19 protein-coding genes are annotated in these 21,563 nt (G+C 53.4%); 11 read left to right on the forward strand and 8 right to left on the reverse strand.

Annotation, left to right across the window (positions count from 1 at the left end; all coding sequences use genetic code 11):
• The first annotated feature begins 2 nt into the window (after window positions 1-2).
• A complete protein-coding gene (locus K0H80_RS08190) occupies window positions 3-1,586 on the forward strand; it encodes an FGGY-family carbohydrate kinase (RefSeq protein ID WP_220073659.1) in 1,584 nt (527 codons plus the stop codon).
• A gap of 23 nt (window positions 1,587-1,609) precedes the next feature.
• Window positions 1,610-2,485, forward strand: coding sequence for an NAD(P)-dependent oxidoreductase (locus K0H80_RS08195; RefSeq protein WP_220073660.1), 876 nt, complete (start codon window positions 1,610-1,612; stop codon window positions 2,483-2,485).
• A 93-nt stretch (window positions 2,486-2,578) separates the two neighbouring features.
• Here K0H80_RS08195 and cdd read toward each other — a convergent pair whose 3' ends face one another.
• Both cdd and sbcB read right to left on the reverse strand, forming a co-directional pair.
• On the reverse strand, window positions 2,579-3,469 hold the full coding sequence (gene cdd, locus K0H80_RS08200) for a cytidine deaminase (protein ID WP_220044921.1): 891 nt from the start codon (window positions 3,467-3,469) through the stop codon (window positions 2,579-2,581).
• A gap of 117 nt (window positions 3,470-3,586) precedes the next feature.
• Window positions 3,587-4,999, reverse strand: a complete 1,413-nt coding sequence (gene sbcB / locus K0H80_RS08205; RefSeq protein WP_220073661.1) for an exodeoxyribonuclease I — start codon at window positions 4,997-4,999, stop codon at window positions 3,587-3,589.
• 164 nt (window positions 5,000-5,163) lie between these two features.
• On the opposite strand from sbcB, the gene K0H80_RS08210 reads away from it, so the two are divergent.
• The 3 genes from K0H80_RS08210 (at window position 5,164) to K0H80_RS08220 (ending at window position 7,339) form a co-directional block, all read left to right on the forward strand.
• A complete protein-coding gene (locus K0H80_RS08210) occupies window positions 5,164-5,982 on the forward strand; it encodes a hypothetical protein (protein ID WP_220073662.1) in 819 nt (272 codons plus the stop codon).
• Window positions 5,983-6,017: 35 nt separating this feature from the next.
• A complete protein-coding gene (gene rlmA / locus K0H80_RS08215) occupies window positions 6,018-6,830 on the forward strand; it encodes a 23S rRNA (guanine(745)-N(1))-methyltransferase (RefSeq protein ID WP_220073663.1) in 813 nt (270 codons plus the stop codon).
• A 302-nt stretch (window positions 6,831-7,132) separates the two neighbouring features.
• Complete coding sequence (locus K0H80_RS08220) at window positions 7,133-7,339, forward strand: cold-shock protein (protein WP_011865413.1); 207 nt, start codon at window positions 7,133-7,135, stop codon at window positions 7,337-7,339.
• A 607-nt stretch (window positions 7,340-7,946) separates the two neighbouring features.
• Here K0H80_RS08220 and K0H80_RS08225 read toward each other — a convergent pair.
• The 4 genes from K0H80_RS08225 to K0H80_RS08240 form a co-directional block, all read right to left on the reverse strand.
• On the reverse strand, window positions 7,947-8,852 hold the full coding sequence (locus K0H80_RS08225) for an ABC transporter ATP-binding protein (RefSeq protein ID WP_220073664.1): 906 nt from the start codon (window positions 8,850-8,852) through the stop codon (window positions 7,947-7,949).
• On the reverse strand, window positions 8,849-9,685 hold the full coding sequence (locus tag K0H80_RS08230) for an ABC transporter permease subunit (RefSeq protein WP_223294779.1): 837 nt from the start codon (window positions 9,683-9,685) through the stop codon (window positions 8,849-8,851). Before K0H80_RS08230 ends, K0H80_RS08225 begins: the two co-directional genes overlap by 4 nt.
• A 74-nt stretch (window positions 9,686-9,759) precedes the next feature.
• Complete coding sequence (locus K0H80_RS08235; RefSeq protein WP_220073665.1) at window positions 9,760-10,419, reverse strand: YceH family protein; 660 nt, start codon at window positions 10,417-10,419, stop codon at window positions 9,760-9,762.
• Between the two features lie 99 nt (window positions 10,420-10,518).
• Window positions 10,519-11,352, reverse strand: coding sequence for a CvfB family protein (locus K0H80_RS08240; protein ID WP_220044929.1), 834 nt, complete (start codon window positions 11,350-11,352; stop codon window positions 10,519-10,521).
• Window positions 11,353-11,901: 549 nt separating this feature from the next.
• Here K0H80_RS08240 and speA point away from each other — a divergent pair.
• The 4 genes from speA to pdxH all read left to right on the forward strand — a co-directional run bounded on the left by speA (window position 11,902) and on the right by pdxH (window position 16,628).
• Window positions 11,902-13,815, forward strand: a complete 1,914-nt coding sequence (speA, locus tag K0H80_RS08245) for a biosynthetic arginine decarboxylase (protein ID WP_011865418.1) — start codon at window positions 11,902-11,904, stop codon at window positions 13,813-13,815.
• A 256-nt stretch (window positions 13,816-14,071) separates the two neighbouring features.
• Complete coding sequence (locus K0H80_RS08250; protein WP_220073666.1) at window positions 14,072-14,992, forward strand: adenosylmethionine decarboxylase; 921 nt, start codon at window positions 14,072-14,074, stop codon at window positions 14,990-14,992.
• Between the two features lie 28 nt (window positions 14,993-15,020).
• The gene (speB, locus tag K0H80_RS08255; RefSeq protein WP_011865420.1) at window positions 15,021-15,944 is read left to right on the forward strand and encodes an agmatinase; all 924 of its coding nucleotides are present in this window, start codon (window positions 15,021-15,023) and stop codon (window positions 15,942-15,944) included.
• Between the two features lie 27 nt (window positions 15,945-15,971).
• Window positions 15,972-16,628 (forward strand): pyridoxamine 5'-phosphate oxidase, encoded by a 657-nt coding sequence (pdxH, locus tag K0H80_RS08260; protein ID WP_011865421.1) that lies wholly within the window; start codon window positions 15,972-15,974, stop codon window positions 16,626-16,628.
• Window positions 16,629-16,692: 64 nt separating this feature from the next.
• Here pdxH and K0H80_RS08265 read toward each other — a convergent pair whose 3' ends face one another.
• Window positions 16,693-17,469 carry a hypothetical protein gene (locus tag K0H80_RS08265; RefSeq protein WP_011865422.1) on the reverse strand — a complete coding sequence of 259 codons (777 nt, stop codon included), beginning with the start codon at window positions 17,467-17,469 and terminating at the stop codon, window positions 16,693-16,695.
• Between the two features lie 238 nt (window positions 17,470-17,707).
• On the opposite strand from K0H80_RS08265, the gene cysB reads away from it, so the two are divergent.
• On the forward strand, window positions 17,708-18,682 hold the full coding sequence (gene cysB / locus K0H80_RS08270; protein WP_011865423.1) for an HTH-type transcriptional regulator CysB: 975 nt from the start codon (window positions 17,708-17,710) through the stop codon (window positions 18,680-18,682).
• Window positions 18,683-18,775: 93 nt separating this feature from the next.
• Here cysB and K0H80_RS08275 read toward each other — a convergent pair whose 3' ends face one another.
• Window positions 18,776-20,152, reverse strand: a complete 1,377-nt coding sequence (locus K0H80_RS08275) for an L-serine ammonia-lyase (RefSeq protein WP_220073667.1) — start codon at window positions 20,150-20,152, stop codon at window positions 18,776-18,778.
• Window positions 20,153-20,510: 358 nt separating this feature from the next.
• Between K0H80_RS08275 and nagZ the strand changes: the two genes are divergently transcribed.
• Complete coding sequence (nagZ, locus tag K0H80_RS08280; protein ID WP_220073668.1) at window positions 20,511-21,524, forward strand: beta-N-acetylhexosaminidase; 1,014 nt, start codon at window positions 20,511-20,513, stop codon at window positions 21,522-21,524.
• Window positions 21,525-21,563 lie beyond the last annotated feature (39 nt).

Below are 21,563 nucleotides of genomic sequence, written 5' to 3' on the forward strand. Positions count from 1 at the left end.
CTATGACCTTAACTTCAACTCCCGCTTCTACTGCTAGCACGGGCGAGAATCCCTATTTTCTCGCCCTGGACTATGGCACCCAGAGCGTTAGAGCCTTAGTGTTCGACCGCCAGGGACAGCTAGTCGCTAAACGGCAGCATGTCGTACAGCCCTATCGTGACGGCGCGCCTGGCGAGAGTGAACAATCGGCCGACTATTGTTATCGCCAACTGGTGGATGTGGTGCGCGGCCTGTTTGAGCACACTCAGGTGTTGCCTGCACAAATTAAGGGGATGGCGCTGACGACCCAGAGGGCCTGCACTGTGCTGCTCGATGACGCGGGGCAGGCGATATCGCCCGTCTACATGTGGTCCGACAGACGCCTGGCGAGCGATAATCCGCCGCCCATGGCCTGGTACTATCGTCTGGGGTTTTTCTGTGTCGGTCTCAGTCGACGTATCGCCTATCTGCGCCGCGCGGCGAAGGTAAACTATCTTCTAGAGCACCAAAAAGACAGGCTAGCAGCAGCCGATAAGGTGGGGCTGCTTAGCGGCTACCTCATCGGGCAGATAACCGGCAGGCTAGTTGATAGTCAGGCCTCACAGGTCGCCTATCTGCCTTTCGATTATCGCCGCAAAGCCTGGGCGCATTCGCGCAGCTGGCGTTGGCAGGCGCTTGCTTGCCGTCCATCGCAGATGGTGCCCTTGACCGCCCCGACCGAGCAGTTGGGCCAGGTGAGTGAGCATTTCGCCAAGGATTCTGGTTTAACACCTGGCCTTGCCGTCTATGGCGCCGGTGCCGATAAGGCCTGCGAAGTCTACGCCGCGGGCTGCGGTGAAGAGGATATTGCCTGTATCAGCCTTGGCAGCGCGGCCATACTTGCCTGGGGCGGTGAGCGCTACCGCGAGGCCTATCGTTATCTTCCAGCTTTTCCCTCGATCGAAGCAAATGACTATATTACCGAGATCCAGCTAGAGCGAGGCTTCTGGCTGCTGAGCTGGCTCATTGAGCAGTTTGGCGCCCAGGATGTGGCCGAGGCCAGCAGGCTTGGCATCAGCCCTGAGCAGTATATCACCCAGGCTATTGCCAAGGTGCCTGTGGGCGCAGATGGTCTTTTGCTGAGTCCGCTCTGGGCCCAGGGCGTTATCTATCCAGGCCCCGAGGCGAGAGGTAGCATAGTCGGCTTTACCCCAGAGCATGGCAGGCTGCATCTTTACCGCGCTGCCATCGAAGGGATCCTGATGACCCTCAAACAGGGGCTGCTTCGCCTGGAAAGACTCAAGGGTTCACCCTTCAAGGTGGTTCGCATCACGGGCGGCGGTGCCCAGAGCGACCTGGTAATGCAGATGTGCGCCGATATTTTTAATCGTCCCGTGGAGCGTTTATCGCTGCATGAAGCTTCGGGACTTGGTGCGGCCATGTGCTGCGCCGTGGGCGCGGGGATCTACCGAGATCTCGCCAGTGCCAGAGGTCAGATGTGCCGTCTTGGCGAAAAATTCGAACCCGAGGCTGCTCATGTGGCACAATATGCCCGCGTATTTACAGCCTTCGAGGCCTTGTACCCCCAAATAAAACCTTTCTTCAAGAAGGTGAACAGGCAGTATTAAACAACAAAGAGATAGGACAGAAGATGGCAAAGGTAGCATTTTTAGGATTAGGCGTGATGGGACACCCTATGGCGGGTCATCTGGTGAAGCATGGTCATGAGGTAACTGTCTACAACCGTACTCAGACCAAGGCACAAGCCTGGTGTGATACCTATGGCGGTAACTGGTGTGCCACCCCAAATGAGGCCGCCAAGGGACAAGACTTTGTGTTTGTCTGTGTCGGTAACGATGACGATCTGCGCTCTGTGGTGCTGGGTGATACCGGCGCGCTGTCGGCCATGGCGCCGGGTAGCATACTGGTGGACCATACTACGGCATCGGCAGATGTGGCGCGCGAACTTGGCGCCGCGGCTAAGGCCAAAGGGGTTGGCTTTATCGATGCGCCAGTTTCTGGCGGACAGGCCGGCGCCGAGAACGGCGTGCTGACCGTCATGGTGGGCGGCGAAGCGGCCAACTTCGAGGCCGCCAAGCCGGTGATGCAGGCCTATGCCCGCTGCGCCGAGCTGCTGGGTGAAGTGGGCAGCGGTCAGCTGACTAAGATGGTGAATCAGATCTGTATCGCCGGTGTGGTACAGGGGCTGGCCGAAGGCTTGCATTTTGCACGCAGCGCCGGTCTAGATGGCGAGAAGGTGGTTGAGGTGATCAGCAAAGGCGCCGCACAATCTTGGCAGATGGAGAATCGCTATCAAACCATGTGGCAGGGTCAATATGACTTTGGCTTCGCCGTCGACTGGATGCGCAAAGACTTAGGCATCGCCCTGGGTGAGGCGCGCCGTAATGGCTCACACCTGCCGTTAACTGCACTGGTGGACCAATTCTACAGTGAGGTTCAGGCTCAGGGCGGACAGCGCTGGGATACCTCAAGTCTGTTAGCGCGTCTGGAGAAGAGCCGCGGCTAATGCCACCATCCAGGTATCTATAACCTGCTTGTTAGATAATAAAAAGGACTGCCAAGCAGTCCTTTTTTGATCCTTAAGGTGTGGAATCAGACCTTAAACCGGATCGACCATGATGTGTTCTAGTTCTACGGCGGCAACCGCGTGCAGGGCATCCATGGTGGCGCCTACCAAGGAGATCTTGCCCTGGCTGGATTCGATCAACACGGCGCGGTTGATCTCGCTGAAATCACGGTTATGTCTGGCCATGGCCGACAATGCCATCTGCATCGGCAGCATGGAAGGGTTGAAGGCGGCGTTTTCCGCATAGCGGCCGCAGAAGGTCGCGCCATCTCGGGTCTCTAACACCACGGCTGCATAGCTTTCACTATAGGGCGCGTAGCTCAGGCTGAGATGATCCAGCGCCTCGATGATCATAGGATCGGCGCTTTCCAGGGCAAACTCGTGTTGCTGTTTGGAGAGCAGTGGCGTCTTGATATTCAGATCGGCCGGACCGAAGGCGTAGGGCAGATAGTGAGACAAGGGCTGAGTGGCCTGCTCAGGCAGGTGGATGCGGATGGCTTGCCCCTCGACCAACTCGTTCATGAATTGGCGGCAATGACCACAGGGAGAGGCGTTGACTATGATATCTTCGATGCCAGTCTCACCGCTTAACCAGGCGTGGCTGATGGCGCTCTGCTCGGCATGGACGCTATGGAACAGGGCTTCGCCGTCCAGTTCCAGGTTGGCCCCCATGTAGATGTCGCCGCTGGCGCCCTTGGCGATGGCGCCCACATAAAACTCGCTAATGGGCGGCTTGGCAAGTGCGGCGGCGATGGGCAGCAGGGCTAACAGCAACTCATCCTGGCTCATCTGCGTGGCCGCGGCTAAGTCAGCTACCTGCTGGGCGTCCATATGCCCCACGAAGTCCTGGTTCAATAAAGGGACTAATTGATCTGCCAAAGGTTGAGGCAGTTGAGCTATGCAGTGAACAAATCTATCTTGCATGAGCTTTATCCTTAATTGTTAAGCTATTGGAAAATCATTTTAGTAACTAAGTTACCATGAAAACGGGATCTGACGCCCATTTTGATCGCCATTTCCCCCAAATCACCGCAATTTCGGCTACAGGTTGCTAAGATAATGACACAAAGCCGTCAATAACTTCTGTTTTTCTTCGTCAGCCTCTGTGTCGTTGACCAAGGTTTCCAGCTTGATCATATAGTCAGGGTCATTCAGGCGTGACTGACAGAAGGTGCGCCAACGTTGCTGCTCGGTATCATCCAGGGTTTCCGGATAGTTACGGGCGCGGTAGCGAAACAGCATTTCCGGCAGACGCTCGTCGTCAAAGTCGAGCTCCAGCGCGGCTAAGTGTTGCGGCGCCGTATGACGTATGATCTCCATCTTGCTCTTGTCGGCGTGACTGAAGAAGCCACCGCTGTAGAGCTGCAGATCCGGATCGCTTATCTCATTGCCATGCTCGGTATCGAAGACGGCCACCAGTTTCTCTCTGATCTCAGGATGTTGACGCAGGCGCTTGTATTGGGCGCGGGCAAATTCCTTGTCTATCTCTAAACGCTGGGCGTTGCCGTCTGTGAGTGTCTTGGCGGTTGCAATAAAGGGACACTTGTTGATGTGTAGCTGCTTCAGACCGATTGGCAGCTCGTCGCTGGCGAGATCGGCCCTTGGGGTATACATGCGCTCGCGGATCTCATCGGCGCTCAGTTCAATCAGCGGCGTGACATCCATGGCCAGATTGACGCAGATGATCGCATTCTTATTGGTGCTGTGGTGAGCCACCGGCGCGATCAGCGTGGTACAGCCGTGAAGGGCGCTGATCTTGGAGCTGACATGTATCAGAGGCTGCATGTTCAGCACGTCGATCTGCTTGCTCACTTCATTCTTCTTACGCAGATTGAAGTAGTAATCGAATAGCTTTGGCTGACGCTCTTTGATCAACTTGGCCATGGCGATGGTAGCGTACACATCTGACATGGCGTCGTGAGCCTTGTCATGGCTTAAGTTGTTGGCCTGTGTGAGGTGTTCAAGCTTAAAACTCGGGCTGCCATCCTCTTTCTCGGGCCAATTGATGCCTTCGGGTCTTAGCGCATAACAGGCGCGCACCAGATCTATGATGTCCCAACGGCTGTTGCCGTTCTGCCACTCCCGCGCGTAGGGATCAAAAAAGTTACGGTAGAAACCGTAGCGGGTCACCTCATCGTCGAATCGCAGCGAGTTATAGCCAGCCACACAGGTGTTGGGCTGGGAAAACTCGCTATTGATCCTGGCCATAAACTCCGCTTCCGGCATCCCCTTGAGATTGGCGAGCTGGGGCGTGATCCCGGTGATAAGGATCGCCTCAGGCGAGGGCAGGTAGTCGCTGGCCAGCTTACAGTAGAAGGTTACCGGCTCAGAGATGATGTTGAGATCCATATCGGTTCGAATACCGGCAAACTGAGACGGCCTGTCTTTGGCCGGGTTTGCGCCGAAGGTCTCGTAGTCGTGCCAGAAGATGCTGGGATGGTTATTTGCAGGCATAGCGTAAGGTAGCGTGTGAATAGTGGCACTTATCATAGCACCCTAGTTTGCGCCTGCACTAATTTAACGGTTTATTTTCCCTATTTGATTGAAATCGCGTCATTTTGAAGTTGGCAGCGGCTCAGTTGGCCAGTTACAATGGTCGGCTAACGAGGAATAACCCGATGTTTGAACCCTTACTGACTCAGCCACAATTTATCGAACTGACCCAGAGGCGTCAGTTGCATCTGCGTTTGCGTGAGTCGGTGAGCGATTTTAGCCTGCTGCAGACCATGGGGGGACACCTGCTCGAATGCGTGGTGACTCAGGCGTGTAGCGACAAGGGCTTGATCTTAAGATCTCATCCTTACCTCATCTGCGAGCTAGTGTCCGGGGAGGCGCCTGCGCTTGATGCAGCAATGCCTCAAGAGGAGATCTTACACCGCTCCCACGGTCAGGGCTGGCGTCTGTTTAGCGCACTTGGGATCTCGCCCGTGATGTGCGCCGAAAGGCTACGTAAAGGTCTGGTGATAGCGGTTGAGAGCCAGGGCGATAGCGTGTGCTTTAGGCCGCAGTTTGATCAGAAATGGTTGCTGGTGACCCTGGAGCGCGACCTGAGACTCTTCGGCGGTCCCCTGGAGCTGCGAAGAGCCAAGGCGGTACTTGCCCGGGCGGAAGATCTCAGCCAGAACGCCGAGGCGCTGCTGCTGGAGATAGGTGAGATAGAGCTGGTTCGTCAGGAACTGGCCCATTTTGCCAACCACGGCGATGTGAAGCAGCACGGGGTGATCTTAAGCGAGGTGACCAAGGTGGATGAACAGTTGCTACGCAAGAAGCAGTTGTTGTCCCATCATTATTATCAGAAGGTGCAGCGTCCTAACTGGCAACATGCCGCCAATCAGCATGAGGATCTCGAGGCGCTGCAGCGCAAGCTGGAGTCCTATCAGCTGCTGGCACCACCCGAACTTAACCTCATGGTTGAGCAGATGTTTTTAGACGACTAGTCGGTTTATGACCCGACTAGTATTGGAATATTGTAATGAATTACCTTTGTCCTATCTGTCAGCGCACGCTGTCACTCATAGATCGCACCTGGTGCTGTGAGGCAAATCATAGGTTCGACTGTGCCAAAGAGGGTTATGTCAACCTGTTGCCGGTGCAGAAGAAGCGCTCTAAAGATCCCGGCGACAACAAAGAGATGATGTTCGCCCGGCGGGAGTTTCTCAACAAGGGATACTATGAGGCGATGAGCGATAGGGTAAATGCCCTGGCGCAGGAATATGCCGGTGAGGCTCGTCATGGGCTGGACATAGGTTGCGGCGAGGGTTACTACAGCCACAGACTGCAACAGGCTATGGGCAGCGCCGAGGCGTTTAGTCTCAGTGGCTTGGATATCTCTAAGTCGGCCCTTAAATATGCGGCCAAGCGCTATCCGGATATTCAGTTTTGTGTGGCAAGCAGCTTCGAGATGCCCTTCGCCAATCACAGTTTCGACTTCATGCTGCGCATCTACGCGCCGTCGCAAGATGACGAGCTTAGACGCGTCGCTAAACCAGGCGCCATTCTGATCACTGTCTCGGCGGGCCCCCAGCATCACTTTGCCCTTAAGCAGGTGATCTATGACCAGCCAAGGCCAAATCCAGAGGTGGACAGCCAAATAGCGGGGTTCGAGCGTCTGCATAGCGAGCGACTGACGCAATCTATGACCATCAGCGACAGTGCGGATATCGGCCATTTTCTAGCGATGACCCCATACAATTGGAAATTTACCGATGCGCAGCGCGCCTTGCTGACATCCAAGCCCTTGAGTTGTGAGCTGGATTTTAAGCTTGAGGTCTTTCGGGCCTGCTAGCTGGTTAATCCTTGTTTAATTTGTGTTTTTTATCCGCTTAAAAAAACTTAGTGTTTTTACACGAAGTTTTAGAAGGTTTTTTTGTAACAACTGACAGATATGTAAGTAAAAAATAGGATTTGCGCCTTTTAATGTTTGTTGACATACGGTCAGAATGATTTATAGTGAACTCAGCTTGAAGGTTGGGCTTAACTTTATGTGTTCAATACGACCAGTTCGTCCTGTTAACATAAGTAATACCGGCATTTTCCAGCTCTACTGCCGTTTAAGGCTTTATTTTATTTAGTTACAGGATTTATATCATGTCTCAAGTTACTGGCGTTGTTAAGTGGTTCAACTCTGACAAAGGTTTTGGTTTTATCGAGCAAGAGTCTGGCCCAGACGTTTTCGTACACTTCCGTGCGATCAACTCTGACGGTTTCAAAACTCTAGACGAAGGTCAGAAAGTGCAGTTCACTGTGACTCAAGGTCAAAAAGGTCCACAAGCTGAGAACGTAACTGTTATCTAAGCTGACCTTTGGGTAACCCAGGGTTACCTAAAAACAGAATTCCAAGAGCTGTGATGAGTATCACAGCTCTTTTTTTGTCTGCAATTTCCCGCAAAGCCCATTCTTGAAGCCAAATCCACGGCCTATCTTTCATGCTTGATTTTCGCTTCCGCGAATTTACGATGCGAGTCGAGATTCGTTACCAGTTTTTGTTGCCAGCCTCAGGTTTCAGCCTATGGTGCCAGTTTCCAGTTTCCAGTTTCCAGTTTCCAGTTTCCAGTTTCCAGTTTCCAGTTTCCAGTTTCCAGTTTCCAGTTTCCAGTTTCCAGTTTCCAGTTTCCAGTTTCCAGTTTCCAGTTTCCAGTTTCGGCCCCCGGTTCCAGCATTGGGAGACTAGGGCAAAAGAGCGGGTGAGAGACGAAGAGTAAAGAGTTAGAGAGTTGAGAGTGAAAGAGTTGAGGCGGTCAGCCTAAGCGCAGCAGTTAGTTAGCGGGCACGGCATAGGCGCCGTGCCTTAAGTGACACTCTGTATTAGTGCCACTTTATCTCAGTGACATTCTGGCTTAAGTGTCACTTTATATGCGTGACACTCCGGATTAGTGCCACTTTATCTCAGTGACATTCTGGCTTAAGCCTGTGAGAATAGCTTGTCTTCCAGGGTGCGGCCTCGTTGAATGGCCCGGTAGCGCCAGTCTTGGCGATTGAAGAGGGCGAATAGCTCGGTTTCCAGTGCGAAGCCTGCCGTGACCTGATAGTGGATCACAAACTCCTTGCTCTGACTGGATTTCACCGATATGACCTGAGGCAGCGCCTCTAGCGCCGCCATCAGCGCCTCGTCATCGCAGCTCTGCATAGTCAGGGTCAGATATTCGTCGGCCAGTTCATCTTGAATCGAGATAGATTGATTCAGCACGCCTTTATCCAGATAGAGTACCTTGTCACACAGCTTCTCCAGCTCCGCTAGGTTGTGTGAGCTGATGACGAAGGTGGTCTTGCCTACCTGAGCACGCACTAACTCGCGTATCGCCTTGGCGTTGGCGGGATCCAGTCCAGCGGTCGGCTCATCGAGCAGTACCAACTCGGGTGAACCTATGAGTGCCTGGGCAATCGACACCCGCTTGCTCATGCCATGGCTAAGAGAGGAGGGCTTTTGCGCAGCGACCTCTGCCAGATCAACCAAGGCCAACACCCGCTGGCACTCCCGGCGCGCCGCGGCGGCATTAAAGCCTTGTAACTGGGCAAACAGCTCCAGCTGCGCTGCTATGGTGAGGTTAGGATCGAGCCGCGCATCCTGGGGCAGTGCGGCAACCTTACCCAGGAGCGCCGTGCTGCCGGGGGCGTGTCCTAAGATCTCGACAGCTCCTTCTGTTGGGCGAATATAGCCACATAGCAGCGAAAACAGGGTGGTCTTGCCCGCACCGTTGGGGCCGACCAGGGCGATAGGTTGGCCAGCGCTGAGTTCCAGGTTGATGTCGTTGAGTGCGCGTTTGCTGCCGAACTGCTTGCTCAGCGCCTTACAGGTGATTAGCTTCATAGTGCGATCCTCGCCATATAACTTCTTCCTAATAGCAGGAGTACACCGGCCTGAAGCAGAGGAATGGCTGCTATGGCAAGGCTGCTCAGGCCCTTGGTATTGATCATCATATCCAGCTGGGCACCGGGCACCAGCCATTGCAGTATGTTGCTCAGTCCAGGTAGATAATAGGAGATGATGCCGTTGGCTATGGTGCTACCCGCCAAGAACAGCACTGCATATATGCTCGCCTGTCTCGCCGAGTTGGCGTGCAGTGACAAGATTGCCATCATGGCGGTAAAGGGGGCCAGGACGATCATGATATTGATAAATACCAATACCCCAGAGCCCATGGCGGCCCATACCAAAGCCGTGTCGCGATAGGCCACCAGTAATAGTGTCGCCACCAGAGTGAGTATCAGCAGTATCGCCTGGATCAGCAGATAGCCAGTGACCCGACCGAAGAACAGGGTGTCGCGGCTGACTCTCAGGGTGAGGAAGCGAAAGCTGCCTCTGGCCTTGTCAGAGGCAAACTGATCGGCGCCCACAAACAGGCTGAAGATGGGGAAGAGGTAGAGCGCGGCGACCCATAAAATGGCCATCTCGGCCACGTCCCACGAGAGTAGCTCTCCCACATTGGCGGCGCCAAATACGCCTTCGAGTAGCTGCTTAAAGTCAGGCGAAAACAGGTAGAAAGAAGCCTGTCTTATGGGGTACCAGAGGATGAGGCACCAGGTTAGCGCGAAGGTGGCCAGGCCTATCATGCCTCTTGTGCTAAAGAGGATTTTTTTCAGTTCGAACCTGGCCAACACCAAGGCTGCGTTCCATGAACTGCGCGGAGTAAGATTATCCAAAGATGATTCCTTTATCATGTTAATGAAGGCTCAGCCTAACATTCATCTGTTTGTCTAAATGTTTCAGATTGTTGTTAAATTTTGCCTAAGAGCTCGGCAACTTGCTGTTTTAGCTCGGCGACTTGCTGCTCGAGCAGCGCGACGCGCTCCACAAGCTCATCATTTGCCTGGCTACTCGCTTGCCCTAGTTCTGGCGCTAGCTGCGTTGCCAGTTGAGTATCGAGCTGCGCCTCAGCTTCGCTGATGAGTTCGATAAAACGTGATTCGCGCTTACCCGGCTCTCTAGGTAGCTGACGAACCAACGCCGGCTCCATCTGCGCTAGGCTATTGAGGGCTTGCTCGACCTGGGCGACATCGTTAAAGCCATATAGGCGATTGCTGCGGGTTCTTAGCTCACCTGCAGTCTGCGGTCCTCTTAACAGCAAGAGACAGATGATGGCGACCTTGTCTTCGCTCAGCTGGAGATCGCTAAATTCGGTGTTGCAGAATCTGTGCTTGTATTTGACGACGCGCGAGCCGAAACCACTCTGTTCGGCCACCAGGCGTTTCTTCGCCAGAGAGTCCAGCGCGGCCTGGGTATCAGATTCCGACAGGTTCATCACAGGCTCGCGGCTCGATTTTTGGTTACAGGCTAACGTGAGGCCGTTGAGGGAGAGGGGATATTGCTCTGGCGTTGTCTTCTCTTTTTCCAGCAGACAACCTATCACACGCGCTTCATGGGAGGTGAGTTTCATGATTTTGGTACCCAGATAAAAAAAGCATAGCCCTGTTATAACAGAGCCATGCTTTTATGCAAAGACAATCAGAGGCTTGGCGCTTTCGCTGCCTAACTTCTATTCAGTCAGGCGGATACCGTCTGCCTCGATGGCGATCTTCTGCTGCTTGTAGAGGCCGCCGATGCTTTTTTTGAAGGCCTTCTTACTCATGGCAAGCTCGGCGTAGATCACCTCGGCATCTGTCTTATCGGTGAGGGGCAGGAAGCCGCCAGCCTGGTTGAGTTTCATCAAGATGGCGGTGGCGTGCTTGTCCAGCTCCTCTTTGGCGCCGCGCTGCAAGATCAGGTCGATCTTGTCATCACTTCTGACGCGCTTGATGAAGCCTTTGATGCGCTGACCAAACTTGAGGGGTTGATATACCTCATTCTTATACAGCACCCCCCAGTGGCCATTGTCGACGATGGCCTTGTAGCCAAGGTCTGTGGTGCCGGCAATGATCAGGCTCACCTCTTGGCCGTTGCGATAGGGCGGTGGAGTGCGGTCGAGGAACTTGTCTATTTTCGATGAGGCCACGATGCGATCGTCGGCGCTGTTAACATAGACATAGACCAGATAAGAGCGTCCCACCTCGATCTCCCTGTGCTGCTCACCGAAGGGCAACATGAGATCTTTATCCAGGCCCCAATCCAAGAAGGCGCCATAAGGACCGGTCGCGACTGCCTTAAGGTAGGCAAATTGGCCTACCTGCGCCTTGGGACGCTTGGTGGTGGCGATCACCATATCTTCTGAGTCCAGATAGAGGAAGACCTCGACGCTATCGCCTACTTCGCAGCCTTGAGGGGCAACTTTATTTGGCAGTAATACCTGGCCGAATTCATGGGCATTTAAGTACACCCCAAAATCGACGCGTTTGACGATCTCTAAGGTGCAGCGTTTTCCTATCTCTATCATGTGGTTCTCTATGGATAATGGCTTAGATGTTAAATGTGGCGATTATAGTGGAAATCTTGCCAAGATGCTTTAGCCTAAGCAGTTTATTCTGAAGTGAATGACATTAATTTCGGCTCAGGGGTGAGTGAGTTAGATAGACTCCAACGGCTGGCAGTGTGGGAACCCGGTAAACGATAGGGCCGACTGTCTGTTTAATGCCCGGCTGTTGAGCGAATTTACTGTAAAAAACGCTGAACACCCGTAAGGGATAAAAGGCAGTCTGGGCGCGTGCTTGAGTGCAAAAAACCTTGTAATAAATTAATGTGATAATGATACTTGCATTTAGTTAAATTCAGGGGTTTAATTGCGCGCCTTTTTTTACTTTAGACAAGTATAAATTGAGTTAACTAATATGGCGGGGACTCGAAGGATAACTTCGATATCTGACACCCAAAAACGGTGTTGATGTTGCGGCTTATTTACCTGATAGGTGCGATAGTAAGTAACATTAATGTGTTGGCAGACAAAGCAGCTGCCGAATATGAATGTAAATAGACAGGTTGAGAGAATATGAGTAATTGGTCTATTAAAGATGCTTATGTTGGTTATAACGTTAATTACTGGAGCTCTGGGCTCTACGGCATAAGCGAGGCCGGTGAGGTGACGGTGTCCCCCGATCCTAATCATCCTGAGCACACTATAGGGTTAAATGAACTCGCTAAGGATATGGTGAAATCCGGCGTGGCCTTGCCTGTATTGGTGCGCTTCCCGCAGATCCTGCATCACAGAGTCAACAGCCTGTGTAACGCCTTCAATCAGGCGATCACCCGTTATGACTATCAGTCAGACTATCTGCTTGTCTACCCTATCAAGGTGAACCAACAGCAAACTGTGGTCGAAGAGATCCTGGCAAGTCAGGTGTCTAAAGAGGTGCCACAGCTGGGTCTTGAGGCCGGCAGTAAGCCTGAGCTGATGGCGGTACTCGCCATGGCGCAGAAGGCCAGCTCGGTGATCATCTGTAACGGCTACAAAGATGTGGAATATATTCGCCTGGCGCTGATCGGCGAGAAGCTCGGTCATCAGGTCTATATTGTGCTCGAGAAGCTATCTGAGCTGAAAGTCGTCCTCGAAGAAGCCAAGAAACTGGGCGTGACCCCGCGTCTGGGTCTGCGCGTGCGTCTGGCTTTCCAGGGCAAGGGCAAGTGGCAAGCCAGCGGCGGCGAGAAGTCTAAGTTTGGTCTGTCTGCGGCGCAGGTGCTGAACGTGATCAACTCACTGAAAGACGAAGACATGCTCGACAGCCTACAGCTGCTGCACTTCCACCTGGGATCGCAAATCGCCAACATCCGCGATATCCGCAGCGGTGTGAGCGAGGCGGGCCGTTTCTACTGTGAACTGCAGAAGATGGGCGCCAACGTGAAATGTTTCGACGTGGGTGGTGGCCTGGCGGTGGACTATGACGGTACCCGCAGCCAGAGCAGCAACTCGATGAACTATGGCCTGACCGAATACGCCAACAATATCGTCAGCGTGCTGAACGACATGTGCCGCGAACACGATCAGCCTATGCCGCGTCTGATCTCTGAGTCTGGTCGTTACCTGACGGCTCACCATGCTGTATTGATCACCGACGTGATTGGCACAGAGGCCTATAAGCCTGAAGATCTGCAAGCGCCGGATGAAGAAGCGCCGCAGCAGCTCAAAAACATGTGGGATTCTTGGGGCGAGGTGAGTGGCCGCGCCGATCAACGCGCCCTTATCGAGATCTACCACGATGTGCAGAGCGATCTGGCCGAGGTGCACTCGCTGTTTGCCCTGGGACAGATGAGCCTGTCCGACAGAGCCTGGGCAGAGCAGATGAACCTGCGTGTCTGTTACGAGCTGAAGGGTGTGATGAGCGGTAAGTATCGTTTCCACCGCCCGGTGATCGATGAGCTTAACGAGAAGCTGGCCGACAAGTTCTTCGTGAACTTCTCGCTGTTCCAATCGCTGCCAGATGCCTGGGGTATCGATCAGGTGTTCCCTGTGATGCCGCTAAGTGGTCTGGATAAGAAACCTGAGCGCCGCGCCGTGATGCTGGACATTACCTGTGACTCTGACGGCACTGTGGATCAGTACGTAGATGGTCAGGGTATCGAAACCACACTGCCGGTACCTGCGTGGAGCGCTGAGAGCCCATATCTTATCGGTTTCTTCCTGGTGGGTGCCTACCAGGAGATCCTCGGGGATATGCATAACCTGTTCGGCGATACTAACTCTGCCGTGGTGCGACTGGACGACGATGGCCTGGTGAATATCGAGTCGGTTCTGGCCGGTGATACGGTTGCCGATGTGCTGCGTTACGTTAACCTGGACGCCGTCTCTTTCATGCGTACCTATGAGGAGCTGGTGAACCTGCACATTCAGGAAGATGAGCGCGCCAATATTCTCGAAGAGTTGCAGATTGGACTGAAGGGCTACACCTATCTGGAAGATTTCTCCTGATTGGCAGGCTAGCCTGTTTCGCCTGGGATCTCGGCTAAGGCTGCCGGGATCCTGTTATACCAATCACGGCAAGTAAGTGATCAGAAATAGCACAGGAAAAACGGCCGAGAACAAGGCGAGATTTTTCGATAAGTAGTTATTCTACAATCAAAAATAGTAACGCCGTTATCGGACGTTTTAACAAGCTAGCATGACCAGTTATTTACCATGACCAGCTATTTATTAGGATTGGTATTAGACGATGAGGAGCGGGTCGATGTATTTTGAAGGGGCGGAGAAGCGCTTATCGCTGACGCTGGCGGCGGGTTGTCCGTCGCTTAGGGCGTTGGGCGATGCGTATTGGCGCCGCGCCCTGGCCAAGAGTGATACAGAGATCCTCTCAAAGCTGAGCAGTGAGCAGTGCGATGCTTACCTGCTCAGCGAATCCAGCCTGTTTGTCTGGCACGATAGTCTGGTGCTGATCACCTGTGGCAACACACGGCTAATCGAGACCGTACTTTCCCTGGTGGAGTCACTGGGTCGCGATCAGATTGCCAGCCTGAGTTATCAGCGTAAGAGCGAGATCTTACCCGCCTTACAGACCAGCCGCTTCGAAGACGATATTGCCCGGCTTGGCACAATGCTAAGCGGCGCCGCCTACCGCATAGGCCATTTAGATGGTCATCACCATCAGATTTTCTTCTCTGGCAGTAAGGTAAGGCTTAAACCCGCGCAGACGGTGCAGATGTACCATATTCGCGGTGAACTGGCCGATTATCTGCTCAGCGATGGGCAAACGATAGCGGGGATAGCCAAGCGGCTTAATTTATCCCAGCTGCTGAGCGGTTTTGATATCGATGCGCACCTGTTCTCGCCACTGGGTTATTCCCTCAACGCCATCAGGGGAGAGGACTATTTCACGCTGCACATCACCCCGCAAGAGACGAGCTCCTATGTGAGTCTGGAAACGAATTTGTCGCTCGGCGCAGGGCTTAACGGTATAGTAGGTGAGTTGTTAAACCGCTTAAATCCGGTAAGCTGGGACCTGGCAGGATATGAAGCCGAGACGTTAGCATACTGCGCCAAACAGTATAGCCTAGAGGCCCGGGGCGAACTTGCCTTGGCGGATGGCCAAGGCCTGTATGTAAAACACTATAAACAGCGCGATTGTGAGCAATTGCTGCCCGTTGCGTTGTGATCTTTACTTCTATAGATTTGGAGAAAATATGACCACTATTGCAGATAAGCCTGATTACTCGCTTTACTCAAATGCATTTGGTTATTTAAGACAGCCACTGGATTTTAAACCGCTCGAGAGCGATGCCGATGTGGTGGTAATAGGTTTGCCGTTTGATATGGCCACTACGGGTCGTTCTGGCGGCCGTATGGGTCCTGGCGCTATCCGTCAGGCGTCGGTCAATCTGGCCTGGGAAGAGTGCCGCTGGCCATGGGACTTTAAGTTGTCCGATCACCTGAAAATGGTCGATGCGGGCGATCTGGTGTTCGATTGCGGTGATGCAGCCGATTTCACCCAACGTGTCGAAGACTTCGCGACGGCCGTGCTCGACTCTGGCAAGGCGCTAATGAGCTTTGGTGGCGATCACTTCGTGACCCTGCCGCTGCTGCGTGCTCACTACAAGAAGCATGGCAAGATGGCACTGCTGCATTTCGATGCGCACACAGACACCTATAGCCAGGGCAGCAAGTATGACCACGGCACTATGTTCTTCCACGCGCCAAATGAGGGCATCATCGATGCTTCTCACTCAGTGCAGGTGGGGATCCGTACCGAATATGACAAGCCAAGCCATCTGTTCAAGGTGATCGATGCGGCCGCCGCTAACGAGATGACTGCCGATGAGATAGTGGCTCAGATTAAAGATCGTGTCGGTGATATGCCATTGTATGTCACCTTCGACATCGACTGTCTGGATCCTGCCTTCGCACCGGGCACAGGCACGCCTGTATGTGGCGGTCTCACCAGCGACAAGGCGATGAAGATCATTCGCGGCCTGCGCGGCATGAATGTTGTCGGTATGGATGTGGTCGAAGTGGCGCCAGCCTACGACAGCGCCGAGATCACCGCACTGGCCGGGGCCACCTTAGGCCTTGAGATGCTACACGTTTGGGCCTGCGCCCATAAGAAGTAAGCAATACGGGACAGGGTAAGGAAGCAGATGTCGAACTTAAGTGATATTAGACGAGAATACACCCTGGGCGGGCTGCACCGAGAGGAGCTGCCCGACAACCCCATGGTGCTGTTTGAGAAATGGATAGAGCAGATTAGGGATTCGGAGATCCTGCCGGATCCCACGGCCATGTCGGTGGCAACCGTCGATGCCGAGGGGCAGCCGTTTCAGCGTATCGTGCTCTTAAAACGTTTCGATGACAACGGCTTTGTGTTTTTCACTAACCTGGCCAGTCGCAAGGCGGAGCAGATAGCCCACAACAACAAGGTGAGTCTGCTGTTTCCCTGGCACGCCCTGGAGCGTCAGGTGGCGGTGACGGGTGTGGCGGAGCAGCTTTCGACCACTGAGGTGCTTAAGTACTTCGTGACGCGGCCCAAAGAGAGTCAGATCGCCGCCTGGGTGTCGAAGCAATCGAGCAAGATCTCCGCGCGTCAGGCGCTGGAGAGCAAGTTTGCCGAGATGAAGGCCAAGTTCAGCCAGGGTGAGGTGCCGCTGCCTAAGTTTTGGGGCGGTTACCGGGTGCGTCCTAGTAGCATAGAGTTCTGGCAGGGCGGCGAATATCGTTTGCACGACCGCTTCCTCTACAGCCGTAAAGATTCAAGTCTTAAAGAAGGCGGCTGGGATATCGACCGTCTGGCGCCTTAAGCGTTCCGATAATAGCGATAAAAAAACCACCGCAATGCGGTGGTTTTTTTGTCTTAGGCGGCCGTTACCATTTCTTCTTTGGCTGGAACAGCACGTCGATATCATCCTCGTCGCTCTTCTGCTGCGGTGCGTTAGGCTGCGCCATCTTTTGGGCGCCCATGATCTCATCGAGTAGCAATTTGGCTTCATCTACTTTCTTGGCGATAAAGGGATCGTTAGGGGTCAGGCCCTTGATGGTGTGCAGGGTCGCCAATGCCTTAGTGACCATCTGTTTGGCGGAGCCGTATTGCTTCATGAAGCAGGCGCTGCGGGCGCGCGACAGCATAGAATCCACATTGATTCTGAGCTGCAGGCTGTCCACACGAGCCTCTTCCTGGGCAAAGATATTGGGATCGACCTTGCCCTTGTTGTGCTCGGCGCGCAGGATAGCCTTGAGTTTTTTCAGTACCTTAACCAGATCCAGGATCTGCTTATCGGTATCGGGCAGGCGAAAGCTTTCGATGGCGGGTGTCTGTTTCTGAGCGTTTTGCAGGTTTTCGACCTGTCCTGTCAGGTCGGTGAGACGACGCTGATAATCCGCTGTCTGTGGTCCACCAAGGCTGACTGATTGGCTTAAGGCTTCTTGCACTCTTCTGTAGAGGATCAATACCAGATTGGTCGAGCAGGGAAACATCCCGGTGCAGGAGAGCACGTTCTCGGTTTCGTCGATGATGGCTCTTTGTCTGGCTAATTCTGTTCTTCGCTCGGCCTCGGCACGTTCTTTTTGTTGTTGGATGACATTGATGCCAATAACCAATAGCAGCAATGCACCGATGAGGATCAGAACCAAAGTAAATATCATAGATCTACCAATTTTTATGCAATTCCATTAATGCTACTATAAATCAACACGCTAGCATAGTTATCTTAGACTAGCTTTCTCTTTATGTCGTGTGATTCATCTCACCTCTATGCTATATTCCCCTTTGATTTAATTTTTCGCCTGTACTATAACTAATTCTTATACTAACTCTTATGTTAGGGTACCGATTTCAGGCCGTGGCTCCCTTTGAGACACTGACCTTTGCAAAGGAAAGACGATGAAGCTGCAACAACTCAGATACATTGCCGAAGTGGTGAATCACAACCTTAACGTGTCGGCGACCGCTGAGAATCTTTACACCTCTCAGCCTGGGATCAGTAAACAGGTGCGTATGCTCGAAGATGAGCTGGGCATTCAGATCTTTGGCCGTAGCGGTAAGCATCTGACTCATGTGACGCCAGCCGGTCAGCAGGTGATCAATATCGCCAACGACATTTTGGGCAAGGTCGAGAGCATCAAGAAGGTTGCCGAGGAGTATACCAAGCCGGATCAGGGTGAGCTGAATATTGCTACTACAGATACCCAGGCGCGATATGCCTTGCCGGGGATCATCCGTGCCTTTATCGACCGTTACCCTAAGGTGAATCTACACATGCATCAGGGCACGCCTTCGCAGATCAGCGAGTTGGCGGCGAGGGGCGATGCGGATTTTGCCATCGCCACCGAGGGGATGCACCTCTACACGGATCTCATCATGCTGCCTTGTTACCACTGGAATCGCTCCATCGTGGTAACAAAAGATCATCCACTGGCTTCGCGCACTCAGATAAGCATCGAAGACTTAGGCCGCTTCCCGCTGGTGACCTATGTGTTTGGTTTCGATAGGGAGTCTGAAATTGAGAAGGCCTTCAACCGCGCCGGTATCGACCCTAGGGTGGTGTTTACCGCGACCAGCGCCGATGTGCTCAAGACCTATGTCAGATTGGGCCTAGGGGTTGGGGTGATCGCCTCCATGGCGGTGGACCCTGTGATAGATAAGGACTTAGTGGCCATAGATGCCAGCCATCTGTTTGCCCACAGCACCACTAAGATAGGCTTCAGGAAGGGCAACTTCCTGCGTAATTATATGTATGAGTTTATTGAGCATTTTGCGCCGCACCTGACCAAGGATATTGTCGAGAAGGCGGTAGCCCTGAGAGACCCTCAGCTGATTGAAAACCTGTTTGCGGATGTGGAGCTGCCGATCCGTTAAGGCGAGCGTTTGAGCTTAGCTAAGATAAGCTGATGTGTAGCCATAAAAAAACTCGCCTTGGGGCGAGTTTTTTTATGCTTTATATCAAGTCGATTAACACTCGACTATGTTCACCGCCAAGCCGCCCTTGGCGGTTTCTTTGTATTTGCTGCGCATATCCTTGCCGGTATCCATCATGGTCTTGATCACCTTATCCAAAGAGACCTTATGGTTACCGTCGCCGCGCATCGCCAGGCGTGAGGCGTTGATCGCCTTGACCGCGCCCATGGCGTTACGCTCGATGCAAGGCACCTGCACCAGGCCACCGACTGGGTCACAGGTCAGCCCCAGGTTGTGCTCCATGCCGATCTCGGCGGCGTTCTCCACATGTTCGACCGTGCCGCCCATGATCTCTGTGAGCGCGGCGGCGGCCATAGAGCAGGCCACACCGACTTCCCCCTGACAACCCACTTCCGCTCCTGAGATAGAGGCGTTCTTCTTGTAGAGAATGCCGATGGCGGCTGCGGTCAACAGGTACTGACAGCAGATATCCAGATCCACCTCTTGAACGAAGGTGTCGTAGTAGCAGAGTACGGCAGGGATGATGCCGGCGGCGCCGTTGGTCGGCGCAGTCACCACGCGATCGCCTGCGGCATTTTGCTCGTTCACGGCCAGGGCAAACAGATCGACCCAGTCCATGGCGGTGAGCGGATCGACCACTGTCTTGCTCTCGGCCTTGAGGCGACGATAAAGCGCCGGGGCGCGGCGTCTGAGCTTCAGGCCGCCCGGGAGTATGCCTTCCTTCTGATAGCCACGCTCGACGCAGCTCTTCATGGTTTGCCATATGGTCCACAGGCGTTCTTTAACCACTTTCTCGCTGGCGATAGAGAGTTCGTTCTCCATCATTAGCGCAGAGATGCTCAGGCCATTCTCGACACACATATCCAGCAGTTCGGCGGCGCTGTTAAAGTCATAGGGCGCGGCTTCGATAGGGGAGGCAGGCGAGGCATCTTGGGCCAGGATCTCATCTTCATCTAAGATGAAGCCGCCACCGACAGAGTAATAGGTACGCTGATAGATGCAGTTGCCCTTGGCATAGGCGTAGAGGGTCATGGCGTTGGCGTGGGCCGGCAGACTCTTGCGTCTGTGGTAGGTGATGCCATCTTCACGGCTGAAGCGCACTACCTTGTTGTTTGGCATGGTTAAGCTTTGTGTGTCGTGAACCTGTGCCAGGGTGGCATCGATCTTGTCGGTATCAACGGTTTCAGGGGCTTCGCCCATCAGGCCTAAGATCACGGCCTTACCCGTGCCGTGGCCCTTACCGGTTTGGCCGAGTGAGCCAAACAGCTCAGATCTCAGCTCATCTGTTTCTGCTAGATGACCATGTTTTTCTAAATCTTGAATGAAGATATTACCCGCTTTCATCGGGCCTACGGTATGGGAGCTTGAGGGCCCGATACCAATTTTAAACATGTCAAAAACGCTAATCATTATAAAACCCTGTTGTAATCATTATTTTCGTTATTCAATCTCAGTGATTTTAGGCCAATTTAATTATTCATGCCTGAAGGGGCGTTAATGTCGCCCCGTTGTGCTAACCTTGCGAGCACATTAAGATTGTCAATTATTAAGTATCCCATACTTTAGTCGCAGCTTTCGCATTAGTTTTTTTCAAGAGTGAGTTTCGCATTAGGCATACTATTGCTAATCGCAACGGGCTGAGGAAAGCTGCTCGAAGGTTTGTGGTTTTATCAATTGTATACAAAAACTTAGACGATTTTACCTTGCTAAGTATTTGTTAATCATCGGCGTCGATAAAACTGATTTAACAGTTTTTCTAGGGGGAGTTGTGAGTTATTTAATGATGGATTTGTTATCCACCGAGATGAATGCGCAGGAGCAAGCGCAGTTGATGCATCCCATGGTCGGCGGGCTGATATTGTTTTCCCGCAACTATCAAGATCGTGACCAGCTCTGCGCCTTGGTGGCCTCGGTGCGTGCCCTTAGACCCGATCTGCTCATCGCCGTGGATCATGAAGGCGGGCGGGTACAAAGATTTATCGATGGCTTTAGTAAGATCCCCGCGGTGGGCGACATATTGCCAGCGGCGAAGCAAGACCTTCAATTAGCCAAGGGCTGGGCGAGGGAGCTTGGTTTTCTGATGGCCGTTGAATTACTAGCCTGTGATATCGACTTAAGTTTTGCCCCTGTGCTGGATCTGAACGGCATCAGTCAGGTGATTGGCACCCGCGCCTTTAGCGATAAGCCCGATGAGGTAATCGCCCTGGCCGATGCCTTCATTCAAGGGATGCAGGATGCAGGCATGGCTGCAGTGGGTAAGCATTTCCCCGGTCATGGCAGCGTGGCGGCGGACTCCCATATTGCCAAGCCAGTGGATGAGCGCAGCGAAGCCGAGATCCGCGCCCTGGACATGGTGCCCTTTGCGCATCTCATGGGGGCGAAGCGATTACAGGGGGTGATGCCGGCCCACGTGATCTATCCTAAGGTCGACCCCAATCCGGCGGGTTTTTCCTCCTATTGGCTTAAGCAGGTGCTACGTGAAGAGCTTAAGTTCGATGGGGTGATCTTCTCGGACGATCTCGGCATGAAGGGGGCTGGCGTGGTGGGTGGCTACCCAGAGCGGGCCAGCGCCGCTATTAAGGCGGGCTGTGACATGATCTTGCTGTGTAATGACAGTCAGGGCGTCAGCGAGCTGTTAACCTCGTTTGAGTGGCCAGAGCAAGGTCCACAGGTGCCGGCGCGTAAACTGCTGGCCAACAGACCTCAGGTTGCCAAGGCGCTGGAGGATGAATCCCGTTATCTGGCGGCAAGAAGCATAGCAGAGCAGATCTGTATGGGCTAAATTTGATGTAGCGCAACAACAGCCTATGATGAGTTAGCT

Origin of the sequence: Shewanella aegiceratis, assembly GCF_019457495.1 — a bacterium.
Taxonomy (GTDB): Bacteria; Pseudomonadota; Gammaproteobacteria; order Enterobacterales; family Shewanellaceae; genus Shewanella; species Shewanella loihica.

Bases quoted from the DNA above. Each gene is read 5' to 3' on its own strand.
- K0H80_RS08190 (WP_220073659.1), top strand. From the start codon at position 3: ATGACCTTAACTTCAACTCCCGCTTCTACTGCTAGCACGGGCGAGAAT.
- K0H80_RS08195 (WP_220073660.1), top strand. From the start codon at position 1,610: ATGGCAAAGGTAGCATTTTTAGGATTAGGCGTGATGGGACACCCTATG.
- cdd (WP_220044921.1), bottom strand. From the start codon at position 3,469: ATGCAAGATAGATTTGTTCACTGCATAGCTCAACTGCCTCAACCTTTG.
- sbcB (WP_220073661.1), bottom strand. From the start codon at position 4,999: ATGCCTGCAAATAACCATCCCAGCATCTTCTGGCACGACTACGAGACC.
- K0H80_RS08210 (WP_220073662.1), top strand. From the start codon at position 5,164: ATGTTTGAACCCTTACTGACTCAGCCACAATTTATCGAACTGACCCAG.
- rlmA (WP_220073663.1), top strand. From the start codon at position 6,018: ATGAATTACCTTTGTCCTATCTGTCAGCGCACGCTGTCACTCATAGAT.
- K0H80_RS08220 (WP_011865413.1), top strand. From the start codon at position 7,133: ATGTCTCAAGTTACTGGCGTTGTTAAGTGGTTCAACTCTGACAAAGGT.
- K0H80_RS08225 (WP_220073664.1), bottom strand. From the start codon at position 8,852: ATGAAGCTAATCACCTGTAAGGCGCTGAGCAAGCAGTTCGGCAGCAAA.
- K0H80_RS08235 (WP_220073665.1), bottom strand. From the start codon at position 10,419: ATGAAACTCACCTCCCATGAAGCGCGTGTGATAGGTTGTCTGCTGGAA.
- K0H80_RS08240 (WP_220044929.1), bottom strand. From the start codon at position 11,352: ATGATAGAGATAGGAAAACGCTGCACCTTAGAGATCGTCAAACGCGTC.
- speA (WP_011865418.1), top strand. From the start codon at position 11,902: ATGAGTAATTGGTCTATTAAAGATGCTTATGTTGGTTATAACGTTAAT.
- K0H80_RS08250 (WP_220073666.1), top strand. From the start codon at position 14,072: ATGTATTTTGAAGGGGCGGAGAAGCGCTTATCGCTGACGCTGGCGGCG.
- speB (WP_011865420.1), top strand. From the start codon at position 15,021: ATGACCACTATTGCAGATAAGCCTGATTACTCGCTTTACTCAAATGCA.
- pdxH (WP_011865421.1), top strand. From the start codon at position 15,972: ATGTCGAACTTAAGTGATATTAGACGAGAATACACCCTGGGCGGGCTG.
- K0H80_RS08265 (WP_011865422.1), bottom strand. From the start codon at position 17,469: ATGATATTTACTTTGGTTCTGATCCTCATCGGTGCATTGCTGCTATTG.
- cysB (WP_011865423.1), top strand. From the start codon at position 17,708: ATGAAGCTGCAACAACTCAGATACATTGCCGAAGTGGTGAATCACAAC.
- K0H80_RS08275 (WP_220073667.1), bottom strand. From the start codon at position 20,152: ATGATTAGCGTTTTTGACATGTTTAAAATTGGTATCGGGCCCTCAAGC.